This window comes from Nocardia sp. NPDC005746 (assembly GCF_040630785.1).
GTDB lineage: Bacteria > Actinomycetota > Actinomycetes > Mycobacteriales > Mycobacteriaceae > Nocardia.
Map to the genome: position 1 here is coordinate 158,076 of NZ_JBEXYE010000010.1, position 22,691 is coordinate 180,766.

Here is a 22,691-nt window from a genome sequence, read left to right on the forward strand (position 1 = left end):
GTCAGACTAACTGTTACTAACGGTTGCACACAACCACTCAGGGCATAGAAAACGACCCCTGCCGCAAGGGCAGGGGCCGTAAGAGACGCCGGAAGGTCTGTGACTATCCGAAGCGACCCGAGATGTAGTCCTCGGTCTGCTTCTGCGACGGGTTCGAGAAGATCTTCTCGGTCTCGTCGATCTCGATGAGCTTGCCCGGCTTGCCCTGCGCCTCCAGGTTGAAGAAGGCGGTCTGGTCACTCACACGCGCGGCCTGCTGCATGTTGTGGGTGACGATGACGATGGTGTACTCCTTCTTCAGCTCGGTGATCAGATCCTCGATCGCGAGCGTGGAGATGGGGTCCAGGGCCGAACACGGCTCGTCCATGAGCAGCACGTCCGGCGACACCGCGATGGCGCGGGCGATGCACAGACGCTGCTGCTGACCACCGGAGAGGCCGCCGCCCGGCTTGTCCAGGCGGTCCTTGACCTCGTTCCAGAGGTTGGCGCCGCGCAGCGACTGCTCGGCCACCTCGTCCAGCCGGCCCTTGTTGCGCACGCCCTGCAGCTTCAGCCCGGCCACCACATTGTCGCGAATCGACATGGTGGGGAACGGGTTCGGCCGCTGGAACACCATGCCGATGGTGCGGCGCACGCCGACCGGGTCGACGGTGGCGCCGTAGATATCCTCGCCGTCGAGCAGCACCGCGCCCTCGACGCGGGCCTCCGGGGTCACCTCGTGCATGCGGTTGAGCGCGCGCAGCACGGTCGACTTGCCACAACCGGACGGACCGATGAAGGCGGTCACGCTGCGCGGCAGCACCGTCAGCCCGACATTGGCGACCGCATGGAACTTGCCGTAGTAGATATTGAGGTCTTTGACGTCAATTCGCTTGGCCATCAGTCTTTCCTTCTATCGGTTCCGCGTGAGCAGCTTGTTGACCGCCGCGGCGGCGAGGTACAGCAGCGCGATGATCAGGATCAGGGTCAGCGCGGCACCCCAGATGCGCTCGCGGCCGGCGGGCTCGGGGTTCGACAGCTCCTGGTACATCAGCAGCGGAAGCGAGGCCATATTGCCGTTGAAGACATCGAAGTTGATCGCCTTCGAGTAACCCACCAGCACCAGCACCGGCGCGGTCTCACCCATGACACGGGCGACGGCCAGCAGCATGCCGGAGATCATGCCGGGCGCGGCGGTCGGAATGACGATCCGCACAATGGTTTTCCACTTCGGGATACCGAGCGCGTAGGACGCCTCACGCAGTTCGTCCGGAACCAGCTTGAGCATTTCCTCGGTGCTGCGCACCACCACCGGCAGCATCAGCAGCACCAGGGCCAGCGACACCGCGAAGGCGCTCTGCGGGTTGCCGAAGGTGGCGATCCACAGCGCGAAGATGAAGAGGGCGGCCACGATCGAGGGCACACCCGCGAGGATGTCGACCATGAAGGTGGTGGTCTTGGCCAGCCAGCCCCGGCCGTACTCGACCAGGTAGACCGCGGCCATGATGCCCAGCGGCACCGCGATCACCGCGGCGATGCCGGACTGCACGATGGTGCCGTAGATGGCGTGATAGACACCGCCGGTGCGCTGGTCGGGCAGCACGCCGTTCTGCGACTTGGTCCACCAGCCGGCCGAGGCCACGATGGCCCCGCCCTTCTGCAGCACCACGAACAGCACCCACAGCAGCGGCACCAGCGCGAGGCCGAAGCACAGCCAGACCAGGCCGGTGGCGATGTTGTTCTTGATCCGGCGAGCGGGGCTGACATGCCGGAAGGTCGGCGCCTTGATCGGCTTGTCGAGTGTGGTGGTCATCCGTTGACCTTCCCGCCGGCGGCGAGCCGAGCCAGTGCGTTGACGACGAACGTCAGTGCGAACAACACGAAACCGGCGGCGATGTAGGCACCGGTCGGCAGCTTCGAGCTGAATTCCGAAGCCGCGGAGGCGATCTTCGAGGCGAAGGTGTAGCCGCCGTCGAACAGCGACCAGCTGCCCGCCTTGGTCGAGGTGCGCAGCACGATGAGGACCGCGATGGTCTCACCGAGCGCGCGGCCCAGGCCGAGCATGGAACCGGCGATCACGCCGGAGCGGCCGAAGGGCAGCACGGTGAGGCGCACGACCTCCCACTTGGTGGCGCCCAGCGCCTGCGCCGCCTCGATGTGCGAGCGCGGGGTCAGGCCGAACACCTCACGGGAGACCGAGGTGATGATCGGCAGGATCATCACCGCGAGCACCACGCCCGCGGTGAAGATGGTGCCGCCGCCGGCAATGCTGACATTGCCGTCGGAGAAGAGGAACAACCAGCTCAGGTGCTTGTTCAGGAAGTCCTGGAAGGGCCCCAGCTTGGGGGCCACGACCAGGAATCCCCAGAGACCGAACACGATCGACGGCACCGCGGCCAGCAGATCCACGATGACCGAGAACGGACGCGCCAGCGCCTTCGGCGAGTACTGCGTCAGGAACAGCGCGATCCCCACCCCGATCGGCACCGCGATGGCAAGGGCGAACAGCGAACTCAGCACCGTGACCATGAACAGGTCCTTGATGCCGAACCGCAGGTTGTTCTCGTCCTTGACGTTGAACTCGGTGGTGGTGAAGAAGTTCGCCTTGTTCGCCATGATCGAGGGCCACGCCCGGATCAGCAGGAACAGGGCGATCAGGGCGATGGCGGCGACGATGATCCCGCCGGCGGCCGTGGCCGCCGAGCGGAAAGCGAACTCCGCGCCGAACTTCTTGGGTGCGCGCCCCGCGGCCGGGGTGGTGCTGGGTTCGGTCGGCATGAGCGCAGTATCCCCCGGCAGTTGGGCACGGTCTTCCCGCGGGTCGGTCGAAACGGACAGACCCGCGGATGCAATGTCGTCGTGCACGGTCATCGTGTTTCGATCAGGCGATCAGGAGATGGCGTTGATCGCGGTGGTGAGCTTGGTCTTGAACGCGTCCGGCAGCGGCACGTAGCCGGCCTCGGCGAGACCGGTCTGGCCATTGCCGACCGCGGAGGTCAGGAACGCCTTGACGGCCTTGGCGGTGTCGGCGTCGCTGTACTTCGAGCAGACGATCTCGTAGGTGGCCAGCATGATCGGGTACGCGCCCGCGGCGGTGGGCTTGTAGATCGAGCTGTTGTCCAGCACCAGGTCGTTGCCCTCGCCCTTGATCTTGGCGGCGTCGACGGCCTTGCCCGCGGACTCGGCGGTCAGCTCGACCGGCTTCGGGTCGTTGGAGGTGGCGGTGGTCAGCACGCGCACCGAGGACAGCTTCTGCGCCTTGGCGAAGGACCACTCGGTGTAGGTGATGGTGAACTTGGTGTTCGCGACCGCGGCCGAGGTGCCGTCCGAGCCCTTGGCACCCTCGCCGACGCCACCGTTGAACGCCTTGCCGGCGCCCTTGGTGTAGCCACCGGCGGTGGTCAGGTACTTCTGGAAGTTGTCGGTGGTGCCCGACTCGTCGGAGCGGAAGATCACGCCGATCTTGTCCGACGGCAGCTTGTCGGCCTTGTTGGTGTTCAGGGCCCGGATCGCCTGGTCGTTCCACGCGGTGATGTCACCGGAGAAGATCTTGGCGATGGTCGGCGGGTCCAGGACCAGGTCCTCGATGCCGGGCAGGTTGTAGGCCACGGAGATCGGGCCGAAGACGGCCGGCAGGTTCCAGGCGGGGCTGGCGCAACGAGCGGCGGCCTTGTCGGTCTCGCCCTTCTCGGCGTTCAGCGGCGAGTCGGAGCCCGCGAAATCGGTCTGGTTGCCGATGAACTCGTTGACGCCGGCGCCCGAGCCCGAACCGGTGTAGTCGAGCTTCGCGCCCGAGCAGTTGGTCTGGTACGCGGCGACGAAACGGTCCATCGCGTTCTTCTGCGCGGTGGAGCCACTGGCCTTCAGCGAGGTCTTGCCGCCACAGGCGACATCGATCTTGGCGCCGCCGCCGGTGGCGTTGTTGTCACTGCCACAGGCCGACAGGGTCAGGGCGCCGGCCGCGGCCAACACACCGAGCAGGGCGCTGCTGCGCTTGAGATTCACCAATTCCTCCGGGGGAATCACTTGCACGTCCAACCCCTCAACGGTCGGACGGGCGCGTTTGGCGGCTGTTCGCTGCGAACTAGCGCACCGGGCAGCGGTCTGCGGCCCACTTGCAACGTAAGGGCGGCTGGTTGACAGTTAGACCAGGGCAGGTGAACGGGAGATGAACAACCCACCCTGATTGCGGCGCACCGCGTGTGACATTAGCCGCACCGTTGCCGAGCGTAATTCAGGACACGCTAGAGTAGGCGACGTCGATATGGAATCGACCGAATCCGAGCCGGGTGTAGGTGTGTACGGCCGCGGTGTTGTCACCCTCGGTGTAGAGCAGGACGGCGTCCAGGCCGCGGTCCTTCAGGTAGTGCAGACCCGCCAGGGTGAGCAACCGGCCGAGACCGCGCCCCTGCGCGTCGGGGTCGATGCCGACCACGTAGACCTCGCCGATCGGCGGCGTCTCGTCGGAATGCACCTTGGTCCAGTGGAATCCGAGGATGCGGTCCGGGTGGGCCGGATCCACGGCGATGAACAGACCCTTCGGGTCGAACCAGGATTCGGCGCGGCGGGCGTCGATATCGCGTTGGGTCCAGCCGCCCTGTTCGGGATGCCAGGAGAAGGCCGAGGCGTTCACACGGAGGAGTTCGGCGTCGTCGGAAGGCCCGGCGTAGGTGCGCAGTTCGAGCTCGGCGGGCACCGCCAGCTCGGGTAGCTCCGAATTAGCCAGCTCTCTTCGCATTTGCCACAATTCACGCGAAACGGACAGACCCAGTCGGGCCGCCACCGCCCGCGCGGGCGGCAGGTCACCGTGCGCCCACACGCGCGCGCCCAGGCCCCCGGCCTCGAGCGCGGCAGCCACCAGACCTGCGCCGATACCCCGGCCGCGGGCCGCCGGATCGACCGCCACCTCCGCCATCGCCGGGTGCTCGTCGTGCGCGGGCACGAGGTTCGCGTACCCCACGACGGCGCCGTCCCGGATGTCCACCAGATGTCTTGCGGGCGAATCAGTTCCGGCCAGCGAGAGCACCGCCTGCTCCGACACCGGGGCCACGCCGTCGGCCGCGGTGGCCCGCTCCAGCAGCGCCCGCACCTGCCCGGCCGTCTCGGAATCGGGCCGGTCGGTCCAGGAGGTCATCAGATCGCGCCGTTCGCCGAGGTCAGTTCGGAGTCGTCGGTGCCGTCGGAGTCGGGGAAGGTGACCGCGTCGCCCTTGCCCGGGGTGCGCGCCGGGCGCACCGCCTTGTATCCGACATTGCGCACGGTGCCGATCAGCGACTCGTACTCGCTGCCGAGCTTGGCGCGCAGTCGTCGCACGTGCACGTCCACGGTGCGGGTGCCGCCGAAGAAGTCGTAGCCCCAGACCTCCTGGAGCAACTGGGCGCGGGTGAACACCCGACCGGCGTGCTGCGCCAGGTACTTGAGGAGCTCGAACTCCTTGTAGGTCAGGTCCAGCGGGCGGCCGCGCAGTCGTGCGGTGTAGGTGCCCTCGTCGATGACCAGCTCACCGAGGGTGATCTTGCCGGTGTTCTCCGGGCTGGCCACGCCGCCGTTGCGCGCCACCAAGAGTCGCAGCCGGGCGTCCAGTTCGGCGGGCCCGGTACCGGGTAGCAGGATGTCGTCCAGCCCCCAGTCGGCGTTCACCGCGACCAGACCGCCCTCGGTCAGCACGGCCACCACCGGCACCGACGAGCCGGTGCTCCCCAGCAAACGACACAGGCCGCGCGCGGCGGCCAGATCGGTACGCGCGTCCACCAGCGCCACGTCGGCGGATCCCGCCTCGAGCAGGGACGCCACCTCCGTCGGAGCGGGCCGCACATGATGCGGCAGCAACGCCAGTGACGGCAGCACCGCCTCGGGGTTGGGGTCGGAGGTCAGCAGGAGCAGCTCCATGGGGGCCCTCCATCCCATCTGGCATGTGTGTGGCTACCGCGCTGTCGGCCACTACCCCATGCAGGTCATCACAGGTAATCGCTGCCTACATTAGCCTGTGGTGTCTCGTATTTGCCCCCCGCTGCCACCACGGGCGGGTTGACGGCGCGAATCACCAGCGTCCGCCCCTTCCTGAACGGACTCCCGTAGGTGGATCCGAAGCGGATCGGCGACGGCACCCTATTAGTGTGCAGCTATGCGTTTCCGGAGGCTGCTCATCGGATTGCTCTGCCTGGCAGGGCTGGTCGTGCTGCTCGATTTCGGGGTCGCGGCCTACTCCGAGTACCGCGTCTCGCGGCTGCTGCGGACCGGTTCGGATCTGAGCGCCGATCCGGAGATCACCTTCCACGAGTCGCCTCGCCACCCGTTCGTGGCCCAGGCGCTGGGCGGTGAGTACATCAATATGGACATCCGCGCCCGCGCCATGCGCCCCGACATTCCGGGCAAGATCATGGTCGAGGCCAATCTGAAGGGCGTCCGCCTGCCCATGCGCCAACTGGTCGACGGCGAGGTGGCGCAGGTCCCGGTCGACGAGGTGCAGGCCCGCATGCGCATCGAACCCAATGAACTCGGACGCCTGTTCAAGATTCCGGACCTCCAGGTCTTCGGCCCGCCCACCGACAAGTCCGACGGCTCCGGCAATGCCGCCGGCACCGGGCCCAGCACCACGGGCATCATCATCCTGGAAGGCACGGTGCCGATCGGCCCGAACGCCGACACCGTCGCGGTCACCGATTCGCGTGCGGACACCGCGCAGAAGGTCACCAAGAAGAAGGTCCACGTGCTGGCCGAACTGCGACTCGAGGGCGCCGAGGTGCGCATCACCGCGATCTCGATCGCCGGGCGCGATCTGCAGGCCGACTCCGATTCGGTGCTGCCCGAACAGGATCGGACCGTGATCTCCGAGCAGGACAAGCCCGCCATCCTGGCCCGCTTCACCCACACCATCGACACCCGCAATATGCCGTTCGGCATCGCCCCGACCTCGGTGGAGGCCAATGCCGGGCAGATCGTGGTGGAGGGCACCGGTCGCGCCGTGACCGTCGACCTGGATCGGCTACAGAAATGATCGCCCTCGGAGTCCTGACGGTCATGCTGGTCGCGGCGGTCGCGGTGGGCCTGCTGCTGCGCCGCAACGAGGGCCGGGTGCGCGAGCGCGCCGCCGCGCCGCGGCACGAACCGGAATCCACCCGGGCCACCCTGCTGGCCGCGGCCGGGGTCGTCCCGGGCCGGCCGACCGTCCTGCACTTCTCCGCCGACTGGTGCGGCCCGTGCGTGGCCGTGCGGCGCGTGGTCGCGGGCGTGGTGGCCGAACTGGCCGCCGCCGAGCTGCCGCCGCTGGATCTGGAGGTCGACATCGACGAGTTCGCGGCGCTCGCCCGGGAGCTGAACGTGCTCTCGCTGCCGACCACTTTCGGATTGGATTCTCGAGGATTGGAACGCTTCCGGATCTCCGGCGTTCCGAAGGCCGCGGATCTGCGCACGTCAATGGCCTCGTTGACGATCGCCGCGGCCGATGAGTGACCAGCATTACGGACCCCGGGTCCAATTTCCCCCGAAAATTGGGTAAACTCCCTCTCGTGCAATCCAACCGCGAGCTGATGCTCACCCGACGCCGCACGGTAGACCTGTGCCGGCTCGGTGGTTGTTGCTGCCTGTGCCGCTAGCCGGTCGGCCTTTCTATAACTCTGTCGCCGACCGGTTGTATCCCCCGCTGTTGAGAGATCATGTCGATCCTCCGGCGATCCGGCCAATACATCCTCGAGCGCAGGAGTCCTTCCTTCCATGTCGAACACCACTACGAGCGCACCGCCCGTGGAGCAGGTCGATGTCCGGGGTCCCCGGTTCGCGGCCTGGATCACCACCGCGGTGCTCACCCTGGTCCTGATTCTCGCTTCCGTCTCGGCCCCCGCGGCCGCCGTGCTGCTGGCCGCGCAGGCCGTGGTCTTCGGCCTGGGCGCGGCCAACGGCCCCAAGCGCAGCCCGTACGGCCGGATCTACGCCGCCCTGGTCGCGCCGCGCAACGGCGCGCCGACCGAGCTGGAACCCGTTGCCCCGCTGCGGTTCGCGCAGCTGGTGGGTCTGGTCTTCGCGGTGCTGGGCGTGATCGGCTTCGCGGCCGGCAGCACGGTGGCAGGCTCCATCTTCGCCGGATTCGCGTTGTTCGCGGCCTTCCTGAACGCGGCGTTCGGCATCTGCCTGGGTTGCCAGATCTATCCGCTGGTCGCCCGACTCCGCCCCTGACCATCCCTATTACTCAGCCACACGAACGCAACGCCTGAACACGGCACCGCACCGAAAGGAACAACATGGCTCGCTCCGATGTCCTGGTCTCCGCAGACTGGGTCGAAGAGAACCTGAACACCCCGGGCGTCGTCCTGGTCGAGGTGGACGAGGACACCTCGGCCTACGACCTGGGGCACATCGAGGGCGCCGTGCGTCTCGACTGGAAGAAGGACCTGCAGGACCAGGTCCGCCGCGACTTCGTGAACCAGGAGCAGTTCTCGGCTCTGCTGTCCGAGCGCGGTATCTCCAACGACGACACCGTGGTGCTGTACGGCGGCAACAACAACTGGTTCGCCGCCTACGCCTACTGGTACTTCAAGCTGTACGGCCACCAGGACGTGAAGCTGCTCGACGGTGGCCGCAAGAAGTGGGAGCTGGACGGCCGCCCGCTGGTCAAGGACATCAAGGCGCGCCCGGCCACCGACTACAAGGCCTCCGCGCAGGACCTGTCCATCCGCGCCTTCCGTGACGAGGTCATCGACGCCATCGGCGCCAAGAACCTGGTCGACGTGCGTTCGCCCGACGAGTTCTCGGGCAAGATCCTGGCTCCGGCGCACCTGCCGCAGGAGCAGTCGCAGCGTCCGGGCCACATCCCCGGCGCCATCAACGTCCCGTGGTCCAAGGCCGCGAACGAGGACGGCACCTTCAAGAGCGACGCCGAGCTGGCGGAGCTCTACAAGGAGGCCGGTCTGGACGGCGAGAAGCAGACCATCGCGTACTGCCGCATCGGCGAGCGTTCCTCGCACACCTGGTTCGTGCTGCAGGAGCTGCTGGGCCACCAGAACGTCAAGAACTACGACGGGTCCTGGACCGAATACGGTTCCCTCGTCGGTGCACCGATCGAGTTGGGAGCGTAATCAATATGTGTGCAGCACCTACCCAGGGACAGGCCATCCCGGCCGGCGTCGACGTCGAGAAGGAGACGGTCATCACCGGCCGCGTCCTGACCGCTGACGGCCAGACCGTCGGTGGCGCGTTCGTCCGCCTGCTGGACGGCAACGGCGACTTCACCGCCGAGGTCGTGGCCTCGGGCACCGGCGACTTCCGCTTCTTCGCCGCGCCGGGCTCGTGGACCATCCGCGCGCTGTCGGCGTCCGGCAACGGCACCACCGAGGTGTCGCCGGAGGGCAACGGCATCCACAACGTGGACGTCACCGTCGCCAAGTAAGCGAAACATCAAGAACGGCCCCGGGATTCATGATCCCGGGGCCGTTCTCGTAGGTCGGCGCATTTTTCCCGGGGTCGTTTTCACCGGATCCCGGCGGTGGGATTAGACTCCGAGACGTGGTGCTTACCTTCGAAATTCTGCTGGTACTCGTGTCCGTGCTGATCGCGTGGTTCGGTCTGTACGTCCTCTACCGGCTGTTCACCGAGTCGTGACAGATCCGGCCCACGAGAACACCGAAAACGGAGTGGCCAACGGCTCGGCGTCCGATGACGCCGCCGGTTCGCGCCGCAGCGGCGACCAGGCGGTCGCGGAGGCGGTCGAGCGGGCCAAGTCGACCGGGGGGCTGAACGTTCCGGCGCTCCCCGATCTGCCGCTGCCCGTGGACACCGCGAATCTGCGGCTGGGCCCCGATCTGAGCTCGTCCATGCTCGCGCTGCTGCCGCTGGTCGGCGTGTGGCGCGGTGAGGGCGAGGGCAACGACCCCGAGACCGGCGACTACCGCTTCGGTCAGCAGATCATCGTCGCCCACGACGGCGGCGACTACCTGACCTGGGAAGCCCGGTCCTGGAAGCTGACCGCCGAGGGCGAGTTCGACGGCCCGGACCTGCGCGAGAGCGGCTTCTGGCGGGTCGGTATCGACGGCGACGACGAGGTGCTGGAGCTGCTGCTCACGCACTCGACCGGCATTGTCGAGCTGTTCTATGGCCAGGCCCTGACCCAGTCGTCCTGGGAGCTGGCCACCGACGTGGTGATCCGCAGCCAGTCCGGCATCGTGGTGGGCGGCGCGAAGCGGCTCTACGGCATCGTCGAGGGCGGCGACCTCGGTTACGTCGAGGAGCGCATCGCGGCCGACGGCGCGCTCGAGCCGCGACTTTCCGCGCGGTTGAAGCGGTACATCGGCTGAGAGCCTGCCGATACGGCACGCGACAACTGATTTCACTGCGATGGGGGTACCTCATGGGGTACCCCCAAAATTGTTTGGGCACCCGACGCAGGCACGGAATGCCAACTCATACGGCTCTCAGCCGCCCGCTGAAGTTCCGGGGAGGCGGCGCAGTACGGCCCTCGAGTCATACCCGCGGAAGGATGCAACGTTCTTCACGCAAGTCCGGTCGGACGGACCGTAACTCGGGGGCCGGGTGACTGCCGTGGATTCGCGAGGGCTCGCGCGATCGGAATCCGATTGCAGCGGTAGCGCCTAGCTGGCAGCCACCTCACGCGTCCTAGAAATCATTCTCGAACCACCTCCTTCCTGTGTACCGACGAAATTAGTCGGATCCGGCACCAGCGGCAACGTATTTTCGCGGACTGCGAAAAGGCAGGTCAGGCCGTGGTTTCGGGAATACGGGGACCGATGTCGATCGCACCTCCGGGATGGACGCGAACGATGGTGTCGGCCTTGGTGTCCGGAGGCAGCTGGTGGGTGACGACCACGACCGTCCGGTCGCGATCAACCAGGCCACTCGATTCGTTCAAGAGGCGGCGCAGTGTTTCGGCCCCGGCCTCGGCCTCGAGGTGCTCGGTCGGTTCGTCGAGCAGTAGCACTCGCGCGGGCGACAGGAGGGCTCGGGCCAGCAGGATCCGGCGGCGCTGGCCGCCCGACACCGCCGCGGCGCCGCCGACCAGATCGGTCTCGACTCCGTCGGGCAGTGAGTCCAGCCATTCCCCCGCCCCGACCGCGCGCAGGGCGGCATCGGCCTCGGCGGCGGTGATGTCGCCGCGGGCCACGCGCAGATTCTCCAGCACGGTGGTGCCGAAGAGGTGCGCGTCCTCGGCGAAGAACGTGACGCCGGGCTCGGGTGTGCCGAACAGTCCCGCCCATTCCATGAGCAGGGTCGTCTTCCCCGCACCGCTGGGCCCGGTCACCGCGATCCGGCGGCCCTGCGGCAGGGGCGGGAATTTCGGTGCGGCGGCCTGGGATTCGCGGGGAGCCGGGTCCCCGGATTCGAGCTCGTCGAGGCGGCGCAGAGCGGCCCGGCCGGTGGTGAGCGCCTGCGCGGCGGCGGGCAGCACCGCGACCGCTTCGAAGGCCGACAGCGGCACCAGCACGAGCACCGTGAACGCCATCGGCGAGATGCCGCCGGGCGTGACGGTCTGGAATCCCGCCGTCGGCACCGGAGATCCGCCGCCGTACAACACGATCCCGATGAGCAGTGCCCCCAGCACGCTGACCCCGATGGACAGCGGTAGCACCGCCGCCGCCCACGCGCTGTGCGCCGCCGCCCGGTCCTCGGCCGCGACCGCGCGCTGCCCCGCAGCGGTGGCCGTGCCGACCGCTTCGGAAAGCCGTCCCGCGACCCGCAATTCGGGTGCGTGATCCAGGACGGTCAGCGCCTCGGCGGTGAACTCGGTGCGGTCGGACCGCACCGCCAGTTCGGCTTCCTCGGCCGCCCGCGCCGACAGCCAGGGGGCGATGATCCCCGACACCGCCAGCGCCACCGCCAGAATCACCGCCGCCGGCACCGAGATGCTCGCCAGCAGTCCGACGGCGAGCACGGACAGGATCACCGCCACCGCGATCGGCACGAACGCCCGCACCACGACGGCACCGAGGTCGTCGATATCGCTCATCACCCGCCCGAGCAGTTCGCCCCGGCGCAGCTGGGTCGGATCCCCGTGCCGGGCTTCGGCGTCGGTCCGGGGCGCGCCGGTGGAGGTGGAGCGGCCCGCGCCGTCGGCTGTTCCGAAACTCGCGGCACCGGTCCGTCGGGGCCGCCAGATATTCGCGCCGGCCAGCGTGCGATAGGTGGTGGTTCGCGCCGTGCTCATGGCGCGCAGTGCGACGTCGTGGGTGGCGAGCCGCTCGAGGTACCGGCACAGCCCTCGCGAGATGCCCAGCGCCCGAACGGTCACCACGGCGAGGCTCAGATCCAGAACCGGCGGCATCTGCCAGGCGCGGGCGATCAGCCAGGCCGCGAGCGCGGCCAGTCCGAGCCCGCTGCCGAGCGCGAGCACACCCCATCCGATCGACAGCGCCATCCGCGCCCGTGACAGTTCGAGCAGTTCCCGGATCCGCCGGAAGTCGGCCAGTATCGCCCTCATCGCAGCGACGCCTCCTTCGCGGCGCCCGGACGCATGCCGCTCCCGCCGGGCGGCCCCGATTCGGAGGCGCCGGGCGGAAGACCCTCTGCCACACCGATGCCGGGCCGGCCCTGGCGTCCGCCCGCCGTGGAGGTGACCTCGATGACCCGGTCCGCGATGGCGAGGATCGACGCGCGATGCGCCACCGCCACCACGGTTGCTCCGGCGCGTGCGCGGTCCACCAGGGCCGCGAGCACCGTCGCCTCGGAGTCGTCGTCGAGGTGGGCGGTGGGCTCGTCGAGCAGCAGGATCGAGCGGGGGGCCGCGAGGGTACGCGTGAGGGCCAGCCGCTGGCGCTGGCCCAGGGACAATCCGATGCCGCCCGAACCGACCACGGTGTCCCACCGGGCGGGGAGGGTATCGAGGACGGCGTCGAAACCGGTGGCGGCGCAGGCGGCTTCGATCTGGTCCTCGCCCGATGGCGGTCCCAGCAGTTCGAGGTTGGCGCGGAGGGTGCCGGGGATCAGGACCGGGCGCTGCGGAAGCCAGGCCACATGGGACCAGAACTCGTCGGGGTCCAGGTCGGGGACCGGGGTGCCGTCGATGGTGACGGTTCCGGCGTCCGGGGTGATGAGGCCCAGAACGGCTTGCAGGGCGGTCGATTTGCCGCAGCCGTTGGGACCGGTGAGGACGGTGACCTCGCCGGGGCGGACGGCGGCGGACAGTCCTTCGGGCGCGTTGCCGTCGCGGGCGGCGACGCTCAGATCGCGGATGTCGATGTGGCCGAGCAGGTTCCGATGCGATGTTCCGGCGGGAACGGCGGGCGTGGTCCCCGGACCCGGTTCGAGAATCGCGAATGCCCGTTCGGCGGCTGCCATTCCGTCCTGGGCGGCGTGGAAGCGTTCGCCGACGGCGCGCAGCGGGAGGTAGACCTCGGGAGCGAGGATCAGGGCGAGCAGGCCCGCGTACAGGCCCGTGTGGCCGAAGACCAGGCGCATGCCGATGGAGACGGCGACCAGGGCCACACAGAGCGTGGCGAGCATCTCCAGCACCATCGACGACAAGAAGGCCAGACGCAACGCGGACATGGTCCGGTGGTGCAGGGCGTCGCCGAGCTCACGGACCCGGCCCGCCATGCTGCGCGGCGGATCATCGTTTCCCGCGGTGGGATTCGGGCCGGCCGTGTCGGCTCGGCCGTTCGTCGCGGTGCGACCGGTCTCGCGGCCGAGCGCGCGCAGCGTCGGCATTCCGGCGAACAGGTCCAGGAGCTGGTCCGACAGGCGGGTGGCGGCGGCCAGCGTGTCCGCGGACTTCCCCTGGGTGAGCAGCCCGATGAGGATCATGAAGATCGGGATCAGCGGCAGCGTGACAGCGATGATCGCGCCGGACACCCAGTCGTGGACGGCGATGACGGCCAGCACCACCGGGGGCACGAGAGCGGCCAGGATCAGGGCGGGCAGATACCCCGCGAGGTAGGCACGCAGCCCACCGAGCCCGGAGCCGACGACGACCGCGAGTTCGGCACGGCGGCTCTCCAATTCACGCGGCGGGAGCTGGGCCCCGGCTTTCAGGGCGGCGGTCTCGAGTTCGGCCACGACCTGCGCCCCGGCTCGGTGCGCGAGCCGGGACTGCCACCAGGTGGCCGTCACCCGGCACAGCACGGCGATCGCGAACACCGCCAATTCGACCGTCCAGGAGCCGATCCGGCGCTGGTCCGGTTCGGTGATCACCCCGGCGAGCACCCGGGCCAGGGCGAGCGCCCCGATCACGATGCATCCGGTGGTGACCAGCGAGAGTCCCACGCTGAGTCCGAGATACCGGCGCGCGGAGCGGGCGTGCCGCCACAGCCGCGGGTCCACCGGTCGTGCCATGGTCGATCTCCTCTGCGAAAAGACGCGCCGCCCTGGGCCTTCCGGCGGGGCGGCGCGCCCCGGGTTCAGCTCTTCGCGGATTCCATGGGCAGCCCGATCGGGGCCGGGATCTGTTCCATGGTGAGCCGCTTGCGGAACACCCAGTACGTCCAGGCCTGGTAGACCAGCACGACCGGGACCAGCGCCACCGCGACCCAGCTCATCACCACCAGCGTGTAGTGGGTGGAGGAGGCGGCGACGGTGCCGTCGCGGCCGTCGACGGTGAGGCTGAACGCGTCGTTGATGGTGGACGGCAGCACATTCGGGAACAGCGACCCGAACAGCAGCACGGTGGCGGCCGCGATGGTGATCGCGGTGCCGGTGAACGCCCAGCCGTCGCGACCCTGGCTCGCGGCGAAGCCCGCGACCAGCAGTCCGATCACGGCCAGCGCCAGCGGAATCCAGGTCCAGCCGTGCCCGTGGGCGAGCTGGGTCCAGACGCCGAAGGCGGCCACCACGACGGCGGTGGGCACGAACAGCACGCGGATGATGCGTTGCGCGTCGTCGCGGACGTCGTTGCCGGTCTTGAGGGCGATGAACATCGCGCCGTGCAGCATGAACAGCAGCAGCGTGGTGAGCCCGCCGAGCAGCGCGTACGGGTTGAGCAGGTCGAAGAAGTTGCCCTCGATCTGCTTGCGCTCGTTGAGCTGCACGCCGTGCACGATGTTGGCGAAGGCCAGGCCCCAGGCCAGGGCGGGGATCCAGGAGCCCAGACCGATGCCGATGTCGCACCAGGTGCGCCAGCGTGGGTCGTTGATCTTGCCGCGCCATTCGATGGCGCAGGCCCGCGCGATCAGCCCGACCAGGATGAGCAGCAGCGCCAGGTAGAACCCGGAGAACAGGCTGGCGTACCACTCCGGGAAGGCGGCGAACATGGCGCCGCCGCCGGTGAGCAGCCACACCTCGTTGCCGTCCCACACCGGTCCGATGGTGTTGAGCACGGTGCGCTTCTTCTGCTCGTCACCGCGCCCGATGATCGGCATCAGCATGCCGACGCCGAAGTCGAAGCCCTCCAGCACGAAGTAGCCGGTGAACAGGACCGCGATCAGCAGAAACCAGAATTCAGGGAGACTCATCCTCGGCTCCTAGTAGGCGAAGGAAAGCTTCTCGACGGGCTCCCCGGTCATCTTCGGGGTGTCCGGGGTGGATGCCTGCTCGGGTCCGGCGATCACGTAGCGGCGCATCAGATAGAACCACCCGATGGCCAGCAGCCCGTAGAGCGCGGTGAACACGATCAGCGAGGTGAGGATCGTGCCCGCCGAGACCCCGGAGACGCCCTGCTGCACGGTCATCCGGATGTGCTGGTCGCCGGTCGGGTTGGGTGCGACGACCCAGGGCTGGCGGCCCATCTCGGTGAAGATCCAGCCGGAGATATTGCCCAGGAACGGGGTGGCGATCGCGATCAGCGACAGCCAGCTGAACCAGGTCTGGTCCGGGATCCGCCCGCGGCGGGTGACCCAGAATCCGGCCAGCGCCAACAGGATCGAGCCGGCCATCCAGGTGATCATGGCGCGGAAGGACCAGTAGGTGACGAACAGATTGGGCCGGTAGTCGCCGACACCGTACTTCTGGTTGTACTCGACCTGGAGGTCCTTGACGCCCTGCAAGGTGACGCCGGTGAATTCGCCGGTGGCCAGCCACGGCAGCACGTAGGGCACCTCGATGAGGTGGTCCACGCTGTCGCAGTTGTTGTGGGTGCCGACGGTCAGCACGGAGAAGTCCGGATCGGTCTCGGTGTGGCAGAGCGATTCGGCGGACGCCATCTTCATGGGCTGCTGCTTGAACATCAGCTTGCCCTGGATGTCACCGGTGAAGATCAGCGCCACCGCGGCGATGAGGACGACGTACAGGCCCATGCGCGCGCTCGGCCGCCACATGGTGCGGGCGTCCTCGAGGAGTGCCTCGTTCCCTTCCGCCTTGGCCTTGCGGGCATTTCGCACCATCCACCAGCCGGCGATGCCGGCCACGAACGTGCCCGCGGTGAGGAAGGCTCCGGCGATCACGTGTGGGAAGGCGGCGAGGGTGGTGTTGTTGGTGAGCACCGCCCAGATGCTGTGCAGTTCGGCGCGACCGGTCTCCGGGTTGTACTCCGCGCCGACCGGGTGCTGCATGAACGAGTTGGCGGCGATGATGAAGTAGGCGGAGGCGTTGGTGCCGATGGCGACGAGCCAGATGCACGCCAGGTGGAGCTTTTTCGGCAGTCTGGTCCAGCCGAAGATCCACAGGCCCAGGAAGGTCGATTCCATGAAGAAGGCGACCAGCGCCTCCATGGCCAGCGGGGCGCCGAACACGTCGCCGACGAAGCGGGAGTATTCGCTCCAGCCCATGCCGAACTGGAATTCCTGCACGATGCCGGTGGCGACGCCGAGGGCGAAGTTGATCAGGAACAGTTTGCCGAAAAACTTTGTGAGCCTGAGCCAGTGCTCCTTACCGGTGATCACCCACGCGGTCTGCATGCCCGCGACGAGCGGTGCGAGGCCGATGGTGAGTGGCACCAGGATGAAGTGATAGACGGTGGTAATTCCGAACTGCCAGCGCGCCAGATCTACGACGCTCATCCGACCTCCCTGCCGATCTACGACATGACGTAGTAACAGAGACTACGCGTCAGGAGGCGCGGATCAACGTATGCCTCGCCACATCAAGCCCGATATTTGCTGGAACGTGATCGGGACTACCAGTCGGCGAGGCTCCCGGGGAGCGCGATGCCGCGGTTCACCATCTCGACGATCTCGGCCGCATTGTCCGGCGGCGACATGCGCAGTCCGTCCAGCGAATTGACCCGCGCGGCCAGGGTGATCGAGGACAACATCCACACGGCGTCCGCGGTGATCAGGTCGGCTGTGAACAGCGGCTCGTAGCGGCACTCCCAGCCCGCCTTCTCCGCTTGCGCGAACAGCGCCCGCTGCGTGGTGCCGGGCAGGACGCCGTGGCGGGCGGGCGGGGTGATGAGCTGGTTGTCGCGCTGCACGACCACGGTCGAGCGCGGACCCTCGAGGACGCGGTGCTCGGTGCTGGTGAAGATGACGTCGTCGGCGCCCATCCGCTGGGCGAACCGCAGCGCGGACATATTCGTCGCGTACGACAGGGTTTTCGCGCCCATCAGCAGCCACGGCGCGTTCTGGGCCAGGTCGATGGAGATGCCCTTGGAGAGGGTGATCACCGAAACGCCTTCGGTGCGCGCCTTTTCCACCCTCGCGGGGACTCCGACCACGAAAACGTAACCGGTGGTGGCGGGTTCGGCTCCGGCCAGATCTCCCGTCTTGTTCGCCAGACGTTCGCCCCCTCCGCCGTGATCACTGTCACGTCCGCGGGTCAGGACCATCCGCAGGGTGCCCTCGCGGTCCTTGCCCCATTCCTCGGCGGCCAGTTCGATCGCGAACCGCCACGCCTCGAGGTCCGGCGCGGGGAGATCCAGCGCCTCCGCCGAGCGCCGTAGCCGCGCCAGATGCATTTCCAGCGCGCACGGAACGCCGTCGCGCACCAGCACCGTCTCGAAGATGCCGTCGCCCCGCAACGCACCGATATCGTCCGCATACAACAACGGCGCGTCCGGATCCCGGATCGCGCCGTCGAGTGTCACCAGAACCCGTTCCACCATGCGATGAGCCTAGGGGAGTCGACGGGTCCTGGGTGCCATACTGTGCCACCCGGCCCGTCAAGCCACCTGCCACGACCTGCTGGAAGCAGGGCTCGCGTTTCAAACCTGCCCAAATGCGCCACCGGCGCGTCCCTGGGACGACATCGGTCCGGGTCCGGCTCCCGGGCCGTGCGCTCGAGGCCTGTCGCCGCGAGCCGCTAGGGTGGAGTTGTGTCCTCCTCGGTTGCCAGTTCGATCTTGCAGGTTCCAGGGGCTGTCGCGGGGCTGCCGGAGTCACCGGATGCCGCGGTCGCGTGGCATTACGGCGATCCCTTCGGGGAGCAGCGCGCGGCGGCGGAGCGGGTCGCGGTGGTGGATCGCTCCCACCGGTTCGTGCTCTCGATCACCGGCAAGGAACGACTGAGCTGGCTGCACACCATTTCCAGCCAGGCCGTCGCCGATCTCGGTGACGGGGAGTCCGCGGAGAACCTGGACCTCGATCTCAACGGCCGCGTGCTGAACCACTTCGTGCTCACCGAACTCGACGGCACGGTGTGGATCGACACCGAAGGCGCGCGCGGACCCGAACTGCTGAGCTTCCTGCAGAAGATGGTGTTCTGGGCCGACGCCAAGCCCGTCGACGCCAACGACCACGCGGTCCTGAGCCTGCTGGGCCCGGCCGCGGCCGACCTCGTCGCCGCCCTGGGCGTGCCCGCCCTACCCGACACCTACCGCGCGGTCCCGCTGCCCGGCGGCGGCTTCCTGCGCCGCATGCCCTGGCCCACCGCCGACTCCTTCGACCTGCTGGTCCCCCGCGATCAGCTCGCCGCCTGGTGGACCACGCTGCGCGACGCGGGCGCGGCGGCCGCGGGCCTGTGGGCGTTCGAGGCGCTGCGGGTGGCCGCCCTGCGCCCCCGTCTGGGCCTGGACACCGACGATCGCACCATCCCGCACGAGGTCAACTGGATCGGCGGCCCCGCCGAACACGGCGCCGTACACCTGAACAAGGGCTGCTACCGCGGTCAGGAGACGGTCGCGCGGGTGCACAATCTCGGCAAGCCGCCCCGGCACCTGGTGCTGCTGCACCTGGACGGCTCGGCGGATTCCCGTCCGGCGCCCGGTGATCCGGTGACGGCGGGCGGCCGCGCGGTCGGCACGCTGGGCACGGTGATCGACCACTACGAACTCGGCCCGATCGCGCTGGCCCTGATCAAACGCACCATCCCGGCGGACACCGAACTGGTGGCCGGCCCGTGCGCGGCGGCCATCGACCCGGATTCGGTGCCCGCGCACGACGAACCGCAGGCCGGGCGGCTCGCCGTCGAGAAGCTGCGCGGCCGATGACCGCCGCCCCTGTCGGCCGGGTGCTGGCCGTCTGCGTCGTGCACGCCGAACTCGAGGTGCCGGCCAAGTCCTCGAAGGTGGGCCGCACCGCCATCGACAAACGTCCGGTGCCGCACCGGGTTCCGGTCCGGGCCCTCGGCCTGGACGGCGACCACGTGTGCGACACCAAGCATCACGGCGGCGCCCACCAGGCCGTCTACGCCTACGCCGAGGAGGACGCGCGGCGCTGGTCCACCGAACTGGGCCGCGAACTCGCGGCGGGCTGGTTCGGCGAGAACCTGCGCATCGCCGGGCTCCCCGTCAGTGACGCTGTGCTCGGTGAGCGCTGGGCCATCGGCGACACCCTGCTCGAGGTGTCCGCCCCGCGGGTCCCGTGCGCCACTTTCCAGTGGCGCACCGGTGAGCCGCAGTGGGTGAAACGCTTTACAGCCCAGGCGAATACGGGCGCCTACCTGCGGGTTCTGACCGAGGGCGGGATCGGCGCGGGCGACGAGGTGCGGGTGGTGCACATCCCCGAGCACGGCGTCACGGTCCGCGATCTGTTCGCCGGCGCGGACCCCGCGCGCCTGGAGTTGCTGGAATCCGCCGAGCCCACCCTCTCCGACGACGTCCGCATGCAGATCGACCGTCACCGCCGCCGCCATGCCGCGGCGGCCCGATGACAGCGAAGGGGCACCGATGAGCGTCGACCTGGTCGAGGTGGTGCGGTCCGGTTTCCGCGAGTGCGTGCACCGCGGTTCCGCGGTGGTGCTGCGCCCCGACGGTGAGCCGCTGGTCGAGGTGGGTGCGGTGCACGGCCCGATCTTCCCGCGCTCCACCAACAAGCCGCTGCAGGCGCTCACCCTGCTGCGCAACGGTTTCGAACCGGTGGACGACGCCGAGCTGGCCATCGCCACCGCCTCACATTTCGGCGAGCCCGATCACGTGGAGTTGGTGCGGCGGTTGCTGGACCGCTTCGGTTTCACCGAGGACGACCTGGAGTGCCCGCCGGATCTGCCGTTCGAGGAGCAGGCCCGGGCCCGGGTGCTGGCCGGCGCCGACCGTGACAAGGCGGCTCGACGGATCTTCATGAACTGCTCCGGCAAACACGCCGCCATGCTCGCCACCTGCGTGATCAATGATTGGCCGACCCGCGGCTATCTCGAGGTCGGGCACCCGTTGCAGCAGGCGGTGCTGGACACCGTGGCCGAGGTGACCGGTGAGCCGGAGACCGATCTCGGCATCGACGGGTGCGGCCTGCCCATCGTGCCGGTGTCGCTGGTGAATCTGGCCCGCGCCTACGCGGGTTTCGCCACCGCGCCCGAGGGTTCGCCGGAACGCCGCGTCGCGGACGCGATCCGTGCTTATCCGCGAGTGATTTCCGGCACGGACGGCCCCGATTTTCGCGTTATGTCCGCGACGCCGGGACTGGTGTGCAAGATCGGCGCGGACGGGGTGCACGCGGGTGCGCTGCCGGACGGTTCGGCCTTCGCGTACAAGATCGATGACGGCGCCGATCGCGCGCGGCTTCCGCTGACGCTGGCCATTCTCCAGCGTATGGGGGTCGAGTGGACCGATGCGCACGCTGAGCTGGCAACGCCCGCGGTGCTGGGCGGCGGAGCTCGCGTCGGCATCATTCGAGCGATTCCCGGCGTCCTGTAGTCGCCGGTCCGCAGGGTTTTCAGGATCGCCCGGTCGTCGCCGGTCCCGGCCCCGGGACGTTTATCCCCCACTCCTGGAAGCGCGACCGCCTGACACACGCTAAAGTGTTCGTCAGGAAGAGTATTAATTCGAACGGGGCCGCCAAACCCACCCCAGGCCGCCCCGCAGTGACGCGAGGGGGTCAGCCATGGGCCGTGGCCGGGCTAAGGCAAAGCAGACCAAGGTTGCACGGGAGCTCAAGTACAGCTCACCGTCGACCGACTTCACGAGCCTTCAGCGCGAACTGTCGGGGAGTCCCTCCGACACGCAGCTGAGTGGTGCTGTGCTTTCCGACGAGCACGACGCGAAGGACTCGCGTGCGGGCTGGGACGAAGACGACTACGACGACTGGCGTCGCTGACCTCGGATTTTCGCCGTGTAAGGGGGAGGCCCACTATGGCCTTCCCCTTTAGCACGTCGATATGCCCCGAGGTCAGGGCCATTCGCTGAGCATCCGCGGCGAACAACTAGCCGGTCCCCCTTCCTACCGGCGAAAAGACAAACGGCCCCGGCACTCTCGCGAGTGCCGGGGCCGTTCTCTGTCTGCTAGAAGCGCGGGTGGTCGCCCACCAGCGCGACGCGGGCGGCGTCGGCGTCCTTGGCCTTCTTCACCGTGCCGAGGGTCCAGCAGTCGATGTGGCGGGCGGTGAGGACGGCCAGCGCGCGGTCGGCGTCCTCGGGCGCGACGACGGCGACCATGCCGACGCCCATGTTGAAGGTCTTCTCCATCTCCAGGCGCTCGACGCGGCCGCGCTGGGCGATCATCTTGAAGACCGGGGCCGGGTTCCAGGTGCCGCGGTCGAGCTCGGCGACGAGTCCGGCGGGGAGCACGCGGGCCAGGTTCTGGGCCAGGCCGCCGCCCGTCACGTGGCAGAAGGTGCGCACGTCGGTCTCGGCGATCAGGGCCAGGCAGTCCTTGGCGTAGATCTTGGTCGGCTCGAGCAGCTCCTCGCCGAGGGTGCGGCCGAATTCCTCGACGTGCCCGGTGAGGGACATGCGGTCGATGTCGAGCAGCACCTTGCGGGCCAGCGAGTAGCCGTTGGAGTGCAGGCCGGAGGAGCCCATGCCGATCACCACGTCGCCGGGGCGGACGCGGTCGGGGCCGAGCACGGCGTCGGCTTCGACGACGCCGACACCGGTACCGGAGATGTCGTAGTCGTCGGCGCCCATCAGGCCGGGATGCTCGGCGGTCTCGCCACCGAGCAGCGCGCATCCGGCGATGACACAGCCCTCGGCGATGCCGGACACGATCTGCGCCACCCGCTCGGGCACTACCTTGCCGACGGCGATGTAGTCCTGCAGGAACAGCGGTTCGGCGCCGCAGACCACCAGGTCGTCGACGACCATGGCGACCAGGTCGAGGCCGATGGTGTCGTGCTTGTCGAGCGCCTGCGCGACCGCGATCTTGGTGCCGACGCCGTCGGTGGAGGCGGCGAGCAGGGGCTCCTTGTAGCCGCCCTTCAGTGCGAACAGTCCTGCGAAGCCGCCGAGGCCGCCCTGCACTTCGGGGCGGGAGGCCTTCTTGGCCAGGGGCGCGAACAGCTCGACTGCGCGGTCACCGGCTTCGATATCGACGCCGGCCGCCGCATACGAGGCACCGGCACCACTGGGGGTCTGTTCAGTCATTGTCGGGGAGAGCTCCAAGCCGAATCGTCGGATAGATGCCTGCTCACGCTAGCAGGAGCGCCGTTGCGCACCGGAGGCGCACGGCGTTGCGACCGTCCACCCGTTATGCGTGCGGGCGGGTTGTCACGGGAAAGCCACGGCGCCCGTTCGCGATTGCGCGAGCGGGCGC

General features: G+C 68.6%; 22 protein-coding genes. 10 read left to right on the forward strand and 12 right to left on the reverse strand.

All coding sequences use genetic code 11. From position 1 onward, the window contains the following. Positions 1–103: 103 nt before the first annotated feature. The 6 genes from pstB to ABZ412_RS20505 form a co-directional block, all read right to left on the reverse strand. Positions 104–880: a phosphate ABC transporter ATP-binding protein PstB gene (gene pstB, locus ABZ412_RS20480; RefSeq protein ID WP_357282645.1), complete on the reverse strand. Its 777-nt coding sequence runs from the start codon at positions 878–880 to the stop codon at positions 104–106. Positions 881–892: 12 nt separating this feature from the next. Next, the gene (gene pstA, locus ABZ412_RS20485) at positions 893–1,792 is read right to left on the reverse strand and encodes a phosphate ABC transporter permease PstA (protein WP_357282647.1); all 900 of its coding nucleotides are present in this window, start codon (positions 1,790–1,792) and stop codon (positions 893–895) included. Next, on the reverse strand, positions 1,789–2,757 hold the full coding sequence (gene pstC / locus ABZ412_RS20490; RefSeq protein ID WP_357089579.1) for a phosphate ABC transporter permease subunit PstC: 969 nt from the start codon (positions 2,755–2,757) through the stop codon (positions 1,789–1,791). Before pstC ends, pstA begins: the two co-directional genes overlap by 4 nt. Positions 2,758–2,868: 111 nt before the next feature. Then, the gene (gene pstS / locus ABZ412_RS20495; protein ID WP_357282826.1) at positions 2,869–3,984 is read right to left on the reverse strand and encodes a phosphate ABC transporter substrate-binding protein PstS; all 1,116 of its coding nucleotides are present in this window, start codon (positions 3,982–3,984) and stop codon (positions 2,869–2,871) included. Positions 3,985–4,213: 229 nt separating this feature from the next. Continuing rightward, complete coding sequence (gene mshD / locus ABZ412_RS20500; protein ID WP_357282649.1) at positions 4,214–5,113, reverse strand: mycothiol synthase; 900 nt, start codon at positions 5,111–5,113, stop codon at positions 4,214–4,216. Next, positions 5,113–5,868 (reverse strand): response regulator transcription factor, encoded by a 756-nt coding sequence (locus tag ABZ412_RS20505; RefSeq protein WP_357089585.1) that lies wholly within the window; start codon positions 5,866–5,868, stop codon positions 5,113–5,115. Before ABZ412_RS20505 ends, mshD begins: the two co-directional genes overlap by 1 nt. Positions 5,869–6,103: 235 nt before the next feature. Between ABZ412_RS20505 and ABZ412_RS20510 the strand changes: the two genes are divergently transcribed. The 6 genes from ABZ412_RS20510 to ABZ412_RS20535 all read left to right on the forward strand — a co-directional run bounded on the left by ABZ412_RS20510 (position 6,104) and on the right by ABZ412_RS20535 (position 10,265). Further along, a complete protein-coding gene (locus tag ABZ412_RS20510) occupies positions 6,104–6,976 on the forward strand; it encodes an LmeA family phospholipid-binding protein (protein WP_357282651.1) in 873 nt (290 codons plus the stop codon). Next, positions 6,973–7,431 carry a thioredoxin family protein gene (locus ABZ412_RS20515; RefSeq protein ID WP_357282652.1) on the forward strand — a complete coding sequence of 153 codons (459 nt, stop codon included), beginning with the start codon at positions 6,973–6,975 and terminating at the stop codon, positions 7,429–7,431. The genes ABZ412_RS20510 and ABZ412_RS20515 overlap by 4 nt, the downstream gene beginning before the upstream one ends. Before the next feature lie 261 nt (positions 7,432–7,692). Continuing rightward, positions 7,693–8,151, forward strand: coding sequence for a DUF4395 domain-containing protein (locus ABZ412_RS20520; RefSeq protein WP_357282654.1), 459 nt, complete (start codon positions 7,693–7,695; stop codon positions 8,149–8,151). A 65-nt stretch (positions 8,152–8,216) separates the two neighbouring features. Continuing rightward, positions 8,217–9,050 (forward strand): sulfurtransferase, encoded by an 834-nt coding sequence (locus ABZ412_RS20525; RefSeq protein WP_357282656.1) that lies wholly within the window; start codon positions 8,217–8,219, stop codon positions 9,048–9,050. A gap of 5 nt (positions 9,051–9,055) precedes the next feature. Beyond that, complete coding sequence (locus ABZ412_RS20530) at positions 9,056–9,361, forward strand: DUF1416 domain-containing protein (protein ID WP_357282657.1); 306 nt, start codon at positions 9,056–9,058, stop codon at positions 9,359–9,361. A 244-nt stretch (positions 9,362–9,605) separates the two neighbouring features. Beyond that, positions 9,606–10,265, forward strand: a complete 660-nt coding sequence (locus ABZ412_RS20535) for an FABP family protein (RefSeq protein WP_357282828.1) — start codon at positions 9,606–9,608, stop codon at positions 10,263–10,265. Between the two features lie 419 nt (positions 10,266–10,684). On the opposite strand, the gene cydC is transcribed toward ABZ412_RS20535, so the two are convergent. The 5 genes from cydC to ABZ412_RS20560 form a co-directional block, all read right to left on the reverse strand. Beyond that, positions 10,685–12,403, reverse strand: a complete 1,719-nt coding sequence (gene cydC, locus ABZ412_RS20540; RefSeq protein WP_357282658.1) for a thiol reductant ABC exporter subunit CydC — start codon at positions 12,401–12,403, stop codon at positions 10,685–10,687. Beyond that, entirely contained in the window at positions 12,400–14,253 is a 1,854-nt protein-coding gene (locus tag ABZ412_RS20545; protein ID WP_357282659.1) for an ATP-binding cassette domain-containing protein, read from the reverse strand. Before ABZ412_RS20545 ends, cydC begins: the two co-directional genes overlap by 4 nt. Before the next feature lie 65 nt (positions 14,254–14,318). Next, entirely contained in the window at positions 14,319–15,368 is a 1,050-nt protein-coding gene (cydB, locus tag ABZ412_RS20550; protein ID WP_357282660.1) for a cytochrome d ubiquinol oxidase subunit II, read from the reverse strand. 9 nt (positions 15,369–15,377) lie between these two features. Beyond that, positions 15,378–16,850 carry a cytochrome ubiquinol oxidase subunit I gene (locus tag ABZ412_RS20555; RefSeq protein WP_357282662.1) on the reverse strand — a complete coding sequence of 491 codons (1,473 nt, stop codon included), beginning with the start codon at positions 16,848–16,850 and terminating at the stop codon, positions 15,378–15,380. 116 nt (positions 16,851–16,966) lie between these two features. Next, the gene (locus tag ABZ412_RS20560) at positions 16,967–17,893 is read right to left on the reverse strand and encodes an aminodeoxychorismate lyase (RefSeq protein WP_357282664.1); all 927 of its coding nucleotides are present in this window, start codon (positions 17,891–17,893) and stop codon (positions 16,967–16,969) included. Positions 17,894–18,103: 210 nt separating this feature from the next. Here ABZ412_RS20560 and ABZ412_RS20565 point away from each other — a divergent pair, with 210 nt between their 5' ends. The 4 genes from ABZ412_RS20565 to ABZ412_RS20580 all read left to right on the forward strand — a co-directional run bounded on the left by ABZ412_RS20565 (position 18,104) and on the right by ABZ412_RS20580 (position 21,257). After that, positions 18,104–19,216 (forward strand): folate-binding protein, encoded by a 1,113-nt coding sequence (locus ABZ412_RS20565; RefSeq protein WP_357282665.1) that lies wholly within the window; start codon positions 18,104–18,106, stop codon positions 19,214–19,216. After that, positions 19,213–19,878 carry an MOSC domain-containing protein gene (locus tag ABZ412_RS20570; RefSeq protein WP_357282667.1) on the forward strand — a complete coding sequence of 222 codons (666 nt, stop codon included), beginning with the start codon at positions 19,213–19,215 and terminating at the stop codon, positions 19,876–19,878. Before ABZ412_RS20565 ends, ABZ412_RS20570 begins: the two co-directional genes overlap by 4 nt. Before the next feature lie 16 nt (positions 19,879–19,894). After that, the gene (locus tag ABZ412_RS20575; protein ID WP_357282668.1) at positions 19,895–20,857 is read left to right on the forward strand and encodes an asparaginase; all 963 of its coding nucleotides are present in this window, start codon (positions 19,895–19,897) and stop codon (positions 20,855–20,857) included. 187 nt (positions 20,858–21,044) lie between these two features. Beyond that, positions 21,045–21,257 carry a DUF3073 domain-containing protein gene (locus tag ABZ412_RS20580; RefSeq protein WP_213558229.1) on the forward strand — a complete coding sequence of 71 codons (213 nt, stop codon included), beginning with the start codon at positions 21,045–21,047 and terminating at the stop codon, positions 21,255–21,257. A gap of 185 nt (positions 21,258–21,442) precedes the next feature. Here the strand turns inward: ABZ412_RS20580 and purM are convergent, their stop codons facing one another. After that, the gene (gene purM / locus ABZ412_RS20585) at positions 21,443–22,522 is read right to left on the reverse strand and encodes a phosphoribosylformylglycinamidine cyclo-ligase (protein ID WP_357282670.1); all 1,080 of its coding nucleotides are present in this window, start codon (positions 22,520–22,522) and stop codon (positions 21,443–21,445) included. Positions 22,523–22,691: the final 169 nt, after the last annotated feature.

Bases quoted from the DNA above. Each gene is read 5' to 3' on its own strand.
- ABZ412_RS20510 (WP_357282651.1), top strand. From the start codon at position 6,104: ATGCGTTTCCGGAGGCTGCTCATCGGATTGCTCTGCCTGGCAGGGCTG.
- purM (WP_357282670.1), bottom strand. From the start codon at position 22,522: ATGACTGAACAGACCCCCAGTGGTGCCGGTGCCTCGTATGCGGCGGCC.
- ABZ412_RS20525 (WP_357282656.1), top strand. From the start codon at position 8,217: ATGGCTCGCTCCGATGTCCTGGTCTCCGCAGACTGGGTCGAAGAGAAC.
- ABZ412_RS20580 (WP_213558229.1), top strand. From the start codon at position 21,045: ATGGGCCGTGGCCGGGCTAAGGCAAAGCAGACCAAGGTTGCACGGGAG.
- ABZ412_RS20570 (WP_357282667.1), top strand. From the start codon at position 19,213: ATGACCGCCGCCCCTGTCGGCCGGGTGCTGGCCGTCTGCGTCGTGCAC.
- pstB (WP_357282645.1), bottom strand. From the start codon at position 880: ATGGCCAAGCGAATTGACGTCAAAGACCTCAATATCTACTACGGCAAG.
- cydB (WP_357282660.1), bottom strand. From the start codon at position 15,368: ATGAGTCTCCCTGAATTCTGGTTTCTGCTGATCGCGGTCCTGTTCACC.
- ABZ412_RS20555 (WP_357282662.1), bottom strand. From the start codon at position 16,850: ATGAGCGTCGTAGATCTGGCGCGCTGGCAGTTCGGAATTACCACCGTC.
- cydC (WP_357282658.1), bottom strand. From the start codon at position 12,403: ATGAGGGCGATACTGGCCGACTTCCGGCGGATCCGGGAACTGCTCGAA.
- ABZ412_RS20505 (WP_357089585.1), bottom strand. From the start codon at position 5,868: ATGGAGCTGCTCCTGCTGACCTCCGACCCCAACCCCGAGGCGGTGCTG.
- pstA (WP_357282647.1), bottom strand. From the start codon at position 1,792: ATGACCACCACACTCGACAAGCCGATCAAGGCGCCGACCTTCCGGCAT.
- ABZ412_RS20560 (WP_357282664.1), bottom strand. From the start codon at position 17,893: ATGGTGGAACGGGTTCTGGTGACACTCGACGGCGCGATCCGGGATCCG.
- ABZ412_RS20515 (WP_357282652.1), top strand. From the start codon at position 6,973: ATGATCGCCCTCGGAGTCCTGACGGTCATGCTGGTCGCGGCGGTCGCG.
- ABZ412_RS20520 (WP_357282654.1), top strand. From the start codon at position 7,693: ATGTCGAACACCACTACGAGCGCACCGCCCGTGGAGCAGGTCGATGTC.
- ABZ412_RS20575 (WP_357282668.1), top strand. From the start codon at position 19,895: ATGAGCGTCGACCTGGTCGAGGTGGTGCGGTCCGGTTTCCGCGAGTGC.
- pstC (WP_357089579.1), bottom strand. From the start codon at position 2,757: ATGCCGACCGAACCCAGCACCACCCCGGCCGCGGGGCGCGCACCCAAG.
- ABZ412_RS20530 (WP_357282657.1), top strand. From the start codon at position 9,056: ATGTGTGCAGCACCTACCCAGGGACAGGCCATCCCGGCCGGCGTCGAC.
- ABZ412_RS20545 (WP_357282659.1), bottom strand. From the start codon at position 14,253: ATGGCACGACCGGTGGACCCGCGGCTGTGGCGGCACGCCCGCTCCGCG.
- mshD (WP_357282649.1), bottom strand. From the start codon at position 5,113: ATGACCTCCTGGACCGACCGGCCCGATTCCGAGACGGCCGGGCAGGTG.